Annotated in this window: 14 protein-coding genes; 4 read left to right on the top strand and 10 right to left on the bottom strand. The window is 61.7% G+C overall.

Translation table 11 applies throughout. The features are described from left to right. Nucleotides 1–48 precede the first annotated feature (48 nt). Together EOHIBHHM_RS09240 and EOHIBHHM_RS09235 are read right to left on the bottom strand one after the other, a co-directional pair. Entirely contained in the window at nucleotides 49–1,521 is a 1,473-nt protein-coding gene (locus tag EOHIBHHM_RS09240; RefSeq protein WP_497256745.1) for a M99 family carboxypeptidase catalytic domain-containing protein, read from the bottom strand. A gap of 47 nt (nucleotides 1,522–1,568) precedes the next feature. Next, entirely contained in the window at nucleotides 1,569–2,945 is a 1,377-nt protein-coding gene (locus tag EOHIBHHM_RS09235; RefSeq protein ID WP_497256743.1) for a right-handed parallel beta-helix repeat-containing protein, read from the bottom strand. Nucleotides 2,946–3,106: 161 nt separating this feature from the next. Here EOHIBHHM_RS09235 and EOHIBHHM_RS09230 point away from each other — a divergent pair, with 161 nt between their 5' ends. Next, nucleotides 3,107–3,778 (top strand): winged helix-turn-helix transcriptional regulator, encoded by a 672-nt coding sequence (locus EOHIBHHM_RS09230; RefSeq protein WP_497256741.1) that lies wholly within the window; start codon nucleotides 3,107–3,109, stop codon nucleotides 3,776–3,778. Nucleotides 3,779–3,831: 53 nt separating this feature from the next. On the opposite strand, the gene EOHIBHHM_RS09225 is transcribed toward EOHIBHHM_RS09230, so the two are convergent. From EOHIBHHM_RS09225 to EOHIBHHM_RS09210, 4 genes are all read right to left on the bottom strand, one after another. After that, complete coding sequence (locus EOHIBHHM_RS09225) at nucleotides 3,832–4,281, bottom strand: universal stress protein (RefSeq protein WP_497256739.1); 450 nt, start codon at nucleotides 4,279–4,281, stop codon at nucleotides 3,832–3,834. 86 nt (nucleotides 4,282–4,367) lie between these two features. Beyond that, entirely contained in the window at nucleotides 4,368–4,781 is a 414-nt protein-coding gene (locus tag EOHIBHHM_RS09220; RefSeq protein WP_497256737.1) for a hypothetical protein, read from the bottom strand. Nucleotides 4,782–5,052: 271 nt separating this feature from the next. Beyond that, nucleotides 5,053–5,652 carry a DUF7344 domain-containing protein gene (locus EOHIBHHM_RS09215; RefSeq protein ID WP_497256735.1) on the bottom strand — a complete coding sequence of 200 codons (600 nt, stop codon included), beginning with the start codon at nucleotides 5,650–5,652 and terminating at the stop codon, nucleotides 5,053–5,055. Nucleotides 5,653–6,067: 415 nt separating this feature from the next. Next, on the bottom strand, nucleotides 6,068–7,186 hold the full coding sequence (locus tag EOHIBHHM_RS09210; RefSeq protein WP_497256733.1) for an aminotransferase class V-fold PLP-dependent enzyme: 1,119 nt from the start codon (nucleotides 7,184–7,186) through the stop codon (nucleotides 6,068–6,070). Between the two features lie 240 nt (nucleotides 7,187–7,426). On the opposite strand from EOHIBHHM_RS09210, the gene EOHIBHHM_RS09205 reads away from it, so the two are divergent. From EOHIBHHM_RS09205 to EOHIBHHM_RS09195, 3 genes are all read left to right on the top strand, one after another. After that, nucleotides 7,427–8,605: a hypothetical protein gene (locus EOHIBHHM_RS09205; protein ID WP_497256731.1), complete on the top strand. Its 1,179-nt coding sequence runs from the start codon at nucleotides 7,427–7,429 to the stop codon at nucleotides 8,603–8,605. A 91-nt stretch (nucleotides 8,606–8,696) separates the two neighbouring features. After that, on the top strand, nucleotides 8,697–9,224 hold the full coding sequence (locus tag EOHIBHHM_RS09200; protein WP_497256729.1) for a DUF7342 family protein: 528 nt from the start codon (nucleotides 8,697–8,699) through the stop codon (nucleotides 9,222–9,224). Continuing rightward, complete coding sequence (locus EOHIBHHM_RS09195) at nucleotides 9,225–9,428, top strand: hypothetical protein (protein WP_497256727.1); 204 nt, start codon at nucleotides 9,225–9,227, stop codon at nucleotides 9,426–9,428. It abuts the gene before it with no gap. A 51-nt stretch (nucleotides 9,429–9,479) separates the two neighbouring features. On the opposite strand, the gene EOHIBHHM_RS09190 is transcribed toward EOHIBHHM_RS09195, so the two are convergent. The 4 genes from EOHIBHHM_RS09190 to nirK form a co-directional block, all read right to left on the bottom strand. Beyond that, nucleotides 9,480–10,715: an RNA-guided endonuclease TnpB family protein gene (locus EOHIBHHM_RS09190; RefSeq protein ID WP_497256725.1), complete on the bottom strand. Its 1,236-nt coding sequence runs from the start codon at nucleotides 10,713–10,715 to the stop codon at nucleotides 9,480–9,482. Beyond that, complete coding sequence (gene tnpA / locus EOHIBHHM_RS09185; protein WP_497256723.1) at nucleotides 10,712–11,101, bottom strand: IS200/IS605 family transposase; 390 nt, start codon at nucleotides 11,099–11,101, stop codon at nucleotides 10,712–10,714. Before tnpA ends, EOHIBHHM_RS09190 begins: the two co-directional genes overlap by 4 nt. Nucleotides 11,102–11,244: 143 nt before the next feature. Further along, entirely contained in the window at nucleotides 11,245–11,745 is a 501-nt protein-coding gene (locus tag EOHIBHHM_RS09180; RefSeq protein WP_497256721.1) for a VOC family protein, read from the bottom strand. A gap of 154 nt (nucleotides 11,746–11,899) precedes the next feature. Next, nucleotides 11,900–12,973: a copper-containing nitrite reductase gene (gene nirK / locus EOHIBHHM_RS09175; protein WP_497256719.1), complete on the bottom strand. Its 1,074-nt coding sequence runs from the start codon at nucleotides 12,971–12,973 to the stop codon at nucleotides 11,900–11,902. Between the last annotated feature and the right edge of the window lie 73 nt (nucleotides 12,974–13,046).

Below are 13,046 nucleotides of genomic sequence, written 5' to 3'. Positions count from 1 at the left end.
TGCTCCGGATTCGGTCTGATAACTCTGTCGTCGTCTCAACTCGTCGGTCTACCCGTCCATCACGAGATACGAGACGGTCTCGTCGACGTGGCCGGTTTCTGTGTCGTCGCTCTGATCCTCTTCGAGATGGATGTCGACGCCGGACGTCGTCAGATTCTTCCACCGGACGGTAACGGTGTTCCACCCGTTGTACGACATGACGTCGGCGAGGAAGACGGGGCGGCTCTCGTAGGACCGCGTGAAGTCGACGTGCGTCCACGAGTCGTCCGCCGTGACAGTCCGAGCTTCGTAGTTGCGACCGTCGAACGAGTCACGGCCCCGTTCGAATGCCATCCAGCTCGTCATCTCGTCGTAGTGATACTCGCTTTCGTGACCGGCGTCCTCTTCCTGCAAGCGGTACTGGAACCCATCCGAAGTGGCGTTCCGAATACGCGCAATCACTGGATCGACACCGACGGTCGACTGCGGCATCGCGAACACCACCGGTGTCGTTGAGAAGTCAGTGTCGAACGAGACGCTGTGCCACTGATGATTGACGTGTTTTCGTCCGACTTCGACGTTGTTTCCGCCGTCTGCGGAGTACACGCCCGGGTTGGCCATGAGGAATCCGGTGCGTTCCGCGTAGTGGCGGTCGTTCAGGTACGGCCACTCCTCGACGCGTGCGTCGAAGGAGTTGCCGGTCAGCCCCTCGATGCGAACGTGAGCGGGGTCGTCACCGACGTGCGACAACGCGGGGGCGATGACAGCGGGATGCGAGTAGCGGTTGCCGACGGAGAACGTCTTCCAGTAATCCTCTAACCAGACCATCCCGGCGTCGAACTCGAACTGTGGCTTGCGAGCCTTCCGTCGCTGGCCGTACTGGGTCATCACGTGTTCGACGCAGTAAAGATGCCACTGGATCTGCTCGCTTGTCGTCGTTCCTTTTCGCGTCGTCTCACAGAGGAGCCCCGGCACGTCGAGGAGTCCCGCAACGCGGTGCATGAGCATGTCGCGGTCTGCGTCGAGCGTATTACCCATCCGATAGGCGGGCGTTCCGGTGAGATCGAACTCGCTGTTCAGATCGCCGACAGCTCGTTCTCCAGACGACCGAGCGGGTGAGCTCCACGTGGGGAACATCGCCTGGCCGACGCTGCCGTCGCCGGACTTGTAGATACCACGTGCCGAATGCAAGTCGAACACCCAGTCGGGGTCGTGTCTGACGACTTCGTCCCAGATTGCTCGTGCGAGCGGCGTTCGCGGGGTTCCGGATCGAGGAGGAAACTGCCGGTTCAGGTCGCCATTGTCGTTGTAACGACTAGTGTGCCTGATTGCGACTTCGTTGGCCCGTGGGACGACAATCAACTCTCCTCGATCGACCTGCCACGACGCAATCTGCTCTGCCGCCCGATACCCCGACGGTTCGTTTCCGTGGACCCCCCCGACCACCATCGTCGTCGGCCCGCTTCGATCAGACTTGTAGACGTGGACGTCCGTTTCGTACTCCGTTCCGTTCATCACCGAATAGCGGTTGGTCGTTGCCATCGTTGTAAACTGATTTGAGAGGTGAGACGACGCGTTCTCGAAGGAGCTCACAGTACCATCGGTTCCATCACGCTGATCCACTCACGGCCGTTCCAGACGGCCGGCCCCCAGAGTCCCTCACCGTCGCCGTTGTGGATCCCCATGTCGCCACGATAGCGGCCGTCCGTCTCTCGGAGGTCGGTCTCTTGGACTACTCCGTCGCTCCGAAGGCGGGTGAACTGGCTGGCGTCGCTGATAAGCGATGTGTCGTCGTAGGCATCGTGTGACGGCCGGTGAATGTCCAAGTCGTGGGCACCGCGCCCGTAGAGGAACGCGTCGGTGTAGTTGCGGTAGGTAGCATTTCGGATGTCGACCCCGGTGGTGTTGATGACAGCAATCGCGCGGTAGGCGTCGTCGAGTCCGTTTCGGCCGTCGCGAGCGAAGTGACCGTTGAAATAACAGTTGTCGACACTGAGGCCTGGCGATTTGTTGATGTAGATCGCGTGCGGATACTCCGAACTCGTTCCGTTCCCTTCGAAGTACGTCCCGTAGATGGTCTGCGAGCCGCCGGAGCGGGCGTCGATCCCGTAGCTGCCGTTGTTCTGGACGGTTCCGCCGTTCCACCGCGAGGAGTAGCCCCTGAGAAGGACACCCGGATGGTTGTTCCCATCGTAGTAACCGTTCCACAGAGCGTGACAGCCGTAGAACGTCGTACTATGTGGTCGTGCTTCGGTGCTAAGTCGGAACCCGACACCCCGACACGACCACGCGACGCAACTGCGGAAGTTGATGCCGAACGAGCCTTTGAACGCACCACTGGCGTCAGTGTACGGTTCGACGGAAACCCCGTGGGAGTTCGTCTGGAAGAAGACGAGATCCTTGTAGGTCGAGTATGGTGCTGCTCGGATGCGGAGGCCAATGTTTCCGCCCCGAATCTTCAACTTCTGGACGATCGCCTTGTTCCGATAGTCGTTCTGCCCCCGCCCGAGCACCTCGATGACGTTCTTCTCTGGGACGTGTCGAGCGTCGATGACCGACCCCGAGGGATGCCCACCGGTGAGGATGATCTCCTTTTCGGACTGGTCGATAACGATCGGAAACTCCTCGCCAGCCGTCTGGGCGTCGTACGACCCGTGGACGAAGACGACGTCACCGCTGTTGGCGTCGTCGTACGCGGCTTGAATCGTATCGTATCCGTAGTCGCCGCTGGCGACGATGCGACGTCCACCAAGGTTCAGATTCGGACCGATCTGAAGCGCTGCACCAGATGCTGATTGTAACTGACCAGTGGGTGGTGAGGCGTCGGCCGGGGTCGTGTCCCTTTCTCTGGCCTGTACACCTCCTACCGAACCGAGGATGGTACCGGCCGCCGTCGACTCGAGAAAAGAACGGCGCGACCAGCTGGTCAACCCGTCTTCGCTCTGCTCTGGCGAGTTCTCTTTCATCGTATACAGAGTTGGTTTCTTTCGTTTAGATGTTGAAAGATACGCACTGAATTGGTAACGACGAAGTTACTACTGTGAAAGTCATTCTCGAATTAAATAATTACCACTATACAGCTATTTTATCACAGTGAGAAGAGTTGTCGAATATACGCTCGCCCTCCATGGAGAACAACGACACCACCATCGAAGACATACAGGACGTCAGTAGTTTGCTCTCGAAGAAGTGGCGGATAAAGGTCATGTGTGCAGTCCGCAGTCAGGGGCCGTACCGATTCAGCGAACTGAAACGCCAGTTCGACATCTCCTCAAAAGTATTGACCACGTGTCTCAACGAACTCACGGACGCCGGTCTCCTCACCCGGACTGCCCACAGCAGCTCTCACGTCACGTACGAACTGACAGAGGCAGGCGTGAGTTTACTCGCTCTCGTCGACGAGTTGGGCGACTGGCAGAAACAACACCGGCAGGGGTCATGTCCGACCGTGCTCGTAATCGACAGCAACCCACAGTTGGCCAACCTGTTTACAGACTGGTTGACCCCGGAGTACGACGCCGATGGGGTGAGTCAGTCTCGTCAGTTAGACGCCGACCGAGTTCGGTCGGCAGACGTTGTAGTGTTTCACTATCAACCGCGCGCACCGATCGACGCTGCGACGTTACAGCGGTTTGACCGAGAAGAGTACGAGTACCGTCTCGTTATGATGGCAGCGACGAGACAAAAGGTCGCCGAGTGTGGCCTCTGTCAGTGCGCGTATGTTACTCCCCCCATATTGGAAGAGACGTTAACTTCACGCATCGAGACCGCTCTGAACTGCCGTTCCGCCGGCAACTGACGTCACGGTCGAATCTATTCACGTCGGTGTCGGCACCGAAACTCTCGAGGGTGCTACTCCTCGACGTCGGTCTTGATGACAAGTGCCGGGCGGTCGGTCAGTCGGAGGACGCGGTCGGTGACGCTGCCGAGGAGACTCCGGTACTCGTCGGAACGGCGTTTCGTCCCGAGGACGACGAGATCGACGTCCGCCTCGCTCGCGTAGTCGACGACGACCTCGTGCGGCGTCCCGTGTTCGAGTGCGTCGACCACCGTCACGCCGGCCTCGTCGGCCCGCGCTTCGATCCGCTGGAGCGTCTCTTGGCCGTGCTCTTCGAGCCCGTGTTCCGGCCCCTCCGCCTCGTCGACGTACTCGTCGCCGCTGTAAGCCGAGTAGACGCTCTCGTCGACGACGTAGAGGACGTGGAGCGTGGCCCCGTGTTCGGCGGCAGTCTCGATCGCGTGCGTTTCGGCGTTCTTCGACGCGACGGTTCCGTCGGTCGCAAGGAGGATACGCTCGTACATCGGGTGGAGGGTCGTCCGGACGAGGGATAAATGCCCGTTCCGGTTCTCACGCCGCCGGAGTTACCGGAACCCGCGCGGCCCCGCTGTCAGTCGCACATCTCACAGGTGCGCCGGTGGCGATAGTACAGGAGTCCCGCGAGGAAGACCGTCGTCACCGCGCCGAGCAGCGGACGGTACGGTTCGAAGTACGTCATCAGCGCCGACGACCCGAAGAGCGTGAGCAAGACGACGTTGCAGATCGGACAGCCGAACGCGAGAAATCCGCCGACGACGCCGCCGGCCGCGAAGCGGTCGTCGCCCGTGCCGACGGTGACTGGTCGCTGGGCGACGAACGCCCCCGCGAACACGGACGTCGTCGTGAGATACAGATAGTCGAGCGGCGTTCGCGGCACCATCCGAACGTAGAGTGGGTTCGGAATCAACCCGGTCACGACACCGAAGAGCACAAAGAGACCGACGGCGACGCCGACCCCTTCGAGCATTCGTCTCGGGAGGACCATGTGGTGACAGCTTCCATCGAGTGGCTGAAAAGAATGGCGACTGCCGTCGACTACAGGCTCACTGCTGTCCTTCCGAGGGGGGACACAGGTGACGCGCTCACTGCGTTCGACGCGCGGTTGTGGCGACCGCGGTAGCCGACCACCGAGCACTCAAGCCATAATGGGACTGGGAACGAAGACGTTTCCTGTGGTCTGACGGTCTCTAGCACGGCGGGGACACCGAGGAACGTCGTCCGACACGATTCGGTCGCCGATCGTAGTTGCGGAACCGTCAGTTCGGGTTCCACTTTCGGGACGACAGCGCGAGCGTGATCGTGGCGAACAGTCCCGTGATGAGCGTGGCGAGCCACCCGCCAGCGAGCGTGGGCGCGAGACCGAGACTGGAGGCGACGAGGAGACCCACGCTCAGCGCAGTCGCACCGCCGTAGTACCGCATCGGGATCGGCTCCTCGTCGGTCGCGTCGTCGGACTCGCGTGGTTGGTCGTCGACCACGAGATACTGTTCGACGTGGTCGAGAAGCGGCGTCGGCTCGACCCACCCCCGACTCTGGTTGTACTCGATGACGCCCGCTTCGTCGAGCTTCGGCAGGTGCGACTGGTAGAGCGCGATGTACACGCGCTGGCGTTCGTCGGACTCCAATCGCTCGACCGGCTTGTCGTTCTCCCAGGCGGCCACCTGAACCGCGATATCCCGCATCTCGAACGTCGTGTCGTCTCTCTGGTCGCACAGATACCGAACGACGGCACGGCGGCGACCACTCTGGAGGAGGTGAAAGAGTTCGTCTCTACCCAGCGACCGCTCTCGGGGGACCGTCGATGTCTCGTCTGTTGGAGGGCTGGCTTTTGTGCTCATCAGTCTGGGTTGTGTCATCTAACCAAGAGCTAATAAAACGAACAGACAGTTCGCCTACGTTCAACAGTCGGACACACCGTTCAGGTCTAGTGATCTCGGGAGTAATCAGACGTTATCGAATTTCAGAGAGTTTGCCCCATCCGTCACCGGTCGACGCCCACTGGGAATGGTGGCTCGGAGAGGTAAACCCACCACGTGGACGTGCGTGTGTTGTTCGACCGATACGACCGTGACAGTGTCCCCGAGCGCTGTCGACGGACTCGACACGACAGCGACTGCGAACGCCGAGTTCGCGCGCTGACCCGTCCCGGCGACCGCCCTTCGAGCCGTCGACGTGGACAGACGGGAGGAGAACAGCCAATACAATAGCTAAATGACTTGTTATTACACGATAACTACAACTTACGAGACAAAAAGAGAGTGTGGACGGGAGTCAATACTCCCCGTCCAGCGCCTCGAGTACCGACTGGACGTCGTCTTCGGTGTTGAAGGCGTGGACGGAGACGCGGACCGCGTCGGGGTCGGGCAGCGGTCGGATCACGATTCCCTGTTCTTTCAGCCGCTCGACGGTCCCCTCTGGGTCGGCGACGTCGACGGTGACCAGTCCGGATTCGGGCGTCGTCGGACTCAGGAGGTGGTCGTCGGGGACGGCGTCGCTCAGCGACGAGGCGAGGTCGTGGATCCGAGACTCGACGGTGTCGAGTCCGACGTCGCCCATCGTCTCGATCGCCTGCTGGAGGGCGACGTAGGGTGCGGGGTTCGTCGTCCCGATCTCCAGTCGTGCTGCGCCCGACTTCAGTTCGTACTCCTCGTCGGTCGGCGTGACGACGCCGCGATAGCCGAGCGCACGCGGGTGGAGTTCCTCGGCGAACGAGTCGTCGACGTACAGATAGCCCGCACCCCAGGTGCCGAGGAGCCACTTGTGGCCGGCGGCGGCGACGGCGTCTGCCCCCCATTCGTGGACGTCGACCGGCGTCTGTCCGACGCTCTGCACCGCGTCGACGAGGACGTACGCCCCCGCCTCGTGAGCGATGTCGACCAGCTCTTCGACGGGCATGCGCGTCCCGTAGTTCCAGGTGAGCGAGCTGAAACAGACGAGCTTCGCGTCCTCGACCGCCTCGCGGTAGGCGTCGAGGTCGAGTCGTCCGCCCGTGCTCTCGACGACGCGAACCTCGACGTCGTGTGTCCGCTCGAGTCGTTGCCACGGGAGGATGCCGGCGGGGTGTTCGAAGTCGGTGCGGACGACGACGTCGCCCGCCTCCCACTCGAGCGCGCCAGCGATACGGTTGATGCCGTCGCTCGTGCTCTGGGTGAGCGCGACCTCCTCCGTGTCGGCACCGAGAAAGTCGGCGACGGTCGCCCGCACGTCGTCGTACGTGTCGAACGCAGCCGGGTACATCCCCTCACCCGCCGGCGACTCGAACTCGTGGTACTCGAGGAACGACTCTGCGGCCTCGACGACGTGGCGTGGACTCGGACCGCTCGCACCCGTGTTGAGATAGGTGACCTCTTCGAGCGCCGGCATGTCGGCACGGAGTTCCGTCGGTGTCATGTTCTCTGTGAGACACCGGTGCAAGTAAGAACTAGTGGCTGGCTCACGACGGGGAAGAACCGCCGCAAGGTCTTTGTCTCGCTCGTCTTCGGAGCGGGGAGTCAGCAGAGCACAGCACTGCAGCGGAGTCTGACGAGCACGCTTCGAATGACAGTACCTTCGTCTCTTCACCTTCCCACTCTCGACCGAGTGCGGACGGAGAGTTAATATGTCGACCGAGAGATATACGCTTGGCTCGACATGGCTCCAGCAACCGTCTCACGGTGGGCACGACGCTACGTCCTCGTCAGCGCTGTGTCGCTCCTCTCGTGGCAACTCGCCGCTCTCGTCGGCGTTCCCCGCCGAACGGAGGTGTTGCTGGCGCTCTTCGGGTTCGTCCTGCACATGGTGTTCGGGAAAGCCTACTCGCTCGTTCCGAGCTACTTCGCCCGCACGCTCGCCTTCCCGCGTGCGCCCGCCGTCCAGTTCCCGCTCGTCGTCCTCGGCACCGGCAGCCTCGTCGGTGCGTCGTTGCAGGTCGGCCCGTCGTGGCTCGAACCAGTGGGTGCGCTCCTGTGGTCGCTCGGCGTCGCCGTCTTTCTCGGGACGCTCCTCTGGACCCTCCGGACGAACCTCACGGGACGCGAGACTGCGACGGGAGAGACGAACGTCGACCGACGACCGGTCGACCGAGTGGCAAACGGGTTCGTCCCCGTCGCCTTGCTCTATCTGACCGTCGGCAGCTACGAGACGCTCGCGCTCGCGACGTCGCTCCCGCCGCTCCTCGACGGCTACGGTCCCCGCGTGACGCATCTCCTCGCTGCCGGCACCGCCGGGCTGTTGATCTTCGCCCTGGGCTTTCGACTCCTCCCGCGGTTCTTGGTCGCACAGCCGCCGCGTCGACTCGTCGTGCTCGTCCTCGCGACCGGCGCGGTCGGACCGAGTCTGCTCGCCGTCCACCTCTGGAACGCGCCGTGGTTCTACCTCGGCGCACTGTTGGAGACCGTCGCAGTCGTCGGCTTCGCCCTGGGGTACGGGCTGTTGTTCGTCCGCTCTGACCGCCGACGCGTGGGGTTCTACGGTGTGCTCGCGGGCGCGCTCTGCGGCGTCGTCGCCGCCGCGCTCGGAGTGGGGTTCGCGGTCGGCCACAGCGCTCCGTCGGCCGTGCTCGCGCATCTCCGATTGAACCTGCTCGGCTTCCTCGGCCTCTCGATCGTCGGCATCGCCTACCAGTTCTACCCGCCGGCGATCGGAACGCTCCCGGGCGCGTCGAACCGCACCGCCTTCGTCTCGATCGGCGCACTCGCCGGCGGGCTCCTCGGACAGACCGTCGGACTCGTCGGCGGGGTTTCGGCAGCGACGACGCTCGGCGAACTGTCGACGCTGGTCGGTGCGGCGCTGTACCTCTTTCTGCTCGCTGCAGTGTTCCACGCACGGTAAAGCCGTTTTCGCGTCGTGAACTACAACGAACGCTGCTCACAGATATTTGCAAAATTCGAAGATATATTGAGCACAGCCGCGTAGATCGGCTATGGTCGAATTCGACCCTGCTCCGGGTTCTAATTCCGACGAACGACGGTGGCAGGAGGGAAAGGACACGTTCGATCGAATCTACGAGGTCGCCCTCGGAACTACAGCACCGACTGCGTACACGGAGATCGCGGAGCTCGCAGACTGTTCGCCGAACGCTGCGAGAAAGCACCTCGACCGGCTTGCCGAGATGGGTATCGTCCAAGCGGACCGGGACAGTCGTCCCGCTCGGTACACTCGGAACGAGGGCTATCTCGAGTGGCAGGACGCCAGTCGAATCGCGACCGACCTCACTGTCGAGGAGATCATCGACCGCGTGAGGGCACTAGAGGAACAGCGTTCTGAGTACGAGAGCCAGTTCGGGACGACAGACCCCACGGACGTGTCGGTCTTCGACCACGACGACCACGAGACGATTCACGAGCGGATGGTTGCGGTAAGCGACTGGCAAGGAGTGATTCGAGACATTCGGTTGTACGAACTTGCTCGACAGCTCTCGCAGAACGATGGCCATCTGCTCCCCGCGTAGATGAGTCCGCCACCAGAGGACTCGGACTCCGACTCGACTGGACCGGCGGACAGACAGACGCTGCGATTGCTGGAGCGACAGTTGACAGCCGACTCGCTCGTCCTCGAGACGGTGTTCGACCCAGATAGCTACGAACCACGACTGCTTCGAGCGACACTCGACGGCGGACGGTATCCCAACCAGTTGACCTCCTCCCGCGCCTAAAGTCGCGAGAACCCCACCATGGGATTTCAGGCCGAGCGCGGCCCTAAGGGTTCAAGACGCATACGTTCCAAGCGTCGCCTGCTGAGTTTCAGCATCGGCTTGGCTGTCTTGTGGGGCGGTCAAAGACCCCCCGTCCTCAGCCGAGTCATTGCCATTCGTGTGTTCTCTTGAATGGCTCTCTCCACTGAGGTAGCGGTTTGCAATATTGAGCGCGGCGTTAACGTCTGCTTGGTACTTCGAAACCCAACACTCCGAGTTGGAACACTTGAACGTCGCCTGCTTCGGGCGGTGGCCCTGTTGACCGCAACAGTGGCACGTCTTCGAGGTGTAGGCGGGATTCACCATTTCCACGCGAATCCCCCTCTCAGCCGCCTTATAGCGAATCTGCGCGTGCATCTTCGCAAAGCCCCATCCGTGGAGTCGTCGGTTCATGAACGCGCCGTAGTCCATGTTCTCACGGATGTGCGTCAAGTCTTCCAAAACCAGTACGGGATTGTCGAATTGGTCTGCGTAGGCGACGACCTCCGACGTGACCGTGTGAAGGATGTGGTCGATGTGTCGCCACAACTCGTCACCGTAAGATGCAGCGATACGTTCGCTTCCGCGTTGCTGAAGGCGTCGAGTCGCCGTGAAATACGTCTCACGGAGCTGTCGAACTATCTTTCCTTCGTCGTTCCAGAGGTTGGGAGCAGTCGGGGAGCCGCACTCGTCACGGTGACACACCGTTAACAAAGAGGCTTCCCCGATGTCTACCCCAATCGGCGTCTCCGCCGAACTGGTTTCTCGTTCCTCCACGTCCCGCGTAGCGACGATGTGGAAGTACCACTCACCGTCACGGTCAAACAGCCGACACTCACCCATCTTCGCGTCCCCTGCGTGCAGCGCTTCCAGCCACTCTCGTTGTTCGGGATTCGGTTGCGCAGGCACCCAGAGGTGGTAGTCGTCGTGGTGCGGGACTTTGACGTACCACTCGATGGCGTTCTGTGGCTTGTGGTCGAGCTTCGGGCCTTCGTTCGTGAATCGGACGGGATGGTCGTCGTGAAGCTCTTTCGCGTCGTAGCTCCCGCCACAGAGTTGCGGGACGTACTTCTTGAGCGCGTTCTTCGCGTATCCGCTCAGGTCGTAGTTGACCACCACGTCGTTGGCCACCGACTGTGTGGTGCAGTTGGCGTTGAACGCGGCTTCGAGCGCGTCTTGGTACGCTCGTTTTGTCTCACAGAGTTTCCGATGCTTGTGTGCGTTCGGTTCCACAAGCTTCAGTTCCAGCGTCTCGGTGAGTTCGGTCACTGTTCGTCCTCCTCGTGACGCTGGATGTACTTCTCGACAGTCTCACTTGAAACGTCCCCTGCTGTTCCCGCATAGTAGCCGCGTTCCCACTTGATTTTCTCGCCGTCGTGGTCGGCGTGGCGGTGGTTGTACTTCCGCGAACTGATGCCTTTGAACCAGTTGGCGAGGAGTGACGGGGCGTGCTTCGGTGGGCTACTGACGAACAGGTGGATGTGGTCGGGTTGAATGGTGAGGTCGATGATTTCCAACCCTTTCTCGTCAGCGATCTCGTGGAGGATGTCTCGCACACGGGTTTCAACGTCACCGACGAGTATCGATTGGCGGCACTTCGGTATCCACACTATGTGGTAGTTGAGGTTGTACGTTGCGTGCCGTGTGGTCTTCATCCGTACGACACACTATTCTTCTTCGATATCTTAAAACTCCCGTACACGGTCGGAAATCCAGCCGTGCAATCGTCAGTGGAGATGTACGCTATTGTCTGCTTGACCCGCGCCTGAAGACGCGGGGTACGCGCTCGCACTATGTATCATGGATACTGCCTGTCCGGCTCGGTCATGGCGTCGAGGTTCGTCGCCGTCTCGAAGATGACGCCGTTCAACTCGTCTGCGGTGTCGAAGTACCAGTACGGCACGTCGCCGTAGACGCCGCTCTGGAGGACGGGAAAGCCGTTGTCCTCGAACGTCTCGACCACCGACTCCGTGTCCTCGAACGCGAAGCAGGCGATGTGGTGGAGCCCTTCGCCGTGTTCGTCCAGATGTTCGGTGTAGATGCTCTCGCCCTCCTTCGGTTCGATGAGTTCGAGCATCGTCCCGCCGACGGTGGTGAGCGCCAGCGTCATGCTGTAGTCGCGGTCCTCGCCACGGAACGTCGTGTCGTGGAGCGTCGGCGGTTCGAACTCGTAGACGTCCCACGGTTCGACGCCGAGGAGCGCGCCGAAGCGGTCCATCCCGTCTTCGATGTCCTCGACGACGAACGCGACCTGTGTGATCTCCGGAATCTCGATACCGAGGTCTGGTACTGATGCCATGTCAGATAGTCACTGCCACGGACGATATATTGATTTGAAGTCGCCGAATACTGTCTGAAATTCCAAACTGTCAGATTCGGAAGAAGGAGTGAACGCACAGTTGGGTCGAACTCTCGATCCGAGAGGAGTCGACGAGCGTCCGGCGCAGGTGTGCTCACCCTTGGGCGGGGTCGGGGTCGTAAATCTCGGGATCTTCCTCGCCTTGCACGTCGATGGCGGCCATACAGCCCTTCCGCGCGACGCGGCTGAGTGCGTGGTCGACGAGTTTGATCGGTCCCGGGACGGGTGCCGAGAGAGTCGCGATGACCGCACTCCCCGGGACGACGGGCGTCGTCTGGACGTAGCGGTGCGGGTCCGATCGGATGGACCCGTCCGGGTAGAGTTCGTCGAAGACCGAGCCGATGGGGTGGAAGCTGCTGAGCAGGTTCGGCCCGCCGACGACGAAGTAGACGCGGGCGGTCTCGCCGACCGTCATCTGCATGTCGTTGTACCCCTGCGGTCCGATGGCGTACTTCTCCCCGTTGATGAGGACGTACGTCGCGTCCTCGCGTGCCATCGCCTCGAAGTCGAACTCGTGGTGTCCCTGTTCGCCAGTCTTTCCCGTCGTGTAGAGCTCGTGTTGGCCGAGGTAGAACTCGTGGTCGACCGGCGGCAGCCCCTCCTCGGGTTCGACGAGGATCGCGCCGAACATCCCCGCCGAGATGTGGTAATCGAGGTTCGGGACGGCACAGTGGTAGACGAACAGCCCTGGGTACGTCACTTTGAACGTGATGCGTTTCGTCTCTCCCGGCATCACCATCGTGTCTTCGGCCCCGCCGCCGGGACCACGGACCGAGTGGAGGTCGATGTTGTGCGGCATCGAGTTGTCCGGGTGGTTCGTGACGGTGAGGTCGACCGTGTCGCCGACCCGCGTGCGGATGAACGGCCCCGGGATCTGGTTGTCGAACGTCATGTACGTGAACGTCACGCCGGGTTCGACTTCGGCGACCAGCTCGCGAGTCTCGAGCTCGACGACGACCGTCTCCGGGGTCGTCCGCGTGATCGGGCCGGGGATGGCCGTGGGATCGGCTGCGATGCGGTCGACGTCGACGGGGAGCGCTCCCGTGAGCGAGCCGGGTGTGGCGACGGGGTCGACCGAGATCTGACCGGTGTTCGTCGTGCTGAGGCAGCCGGCGACTGCCACCGCACCGCCGACACCCATCGTCTGAAGGACCTGTCGTCGGGTCATAGCTGAAGCGGTCATAGTACGACTGAGCGTACGAGACCGACACTGATGTGTTAGATAGTTGATTCTCATACCC

The sequence above is a fragment of the Halogranum roseipondis genome, assembly GCF_059695585.1.
This window is presented reverse-complemented; position numbering and strand designations above follow the sequence as displayed.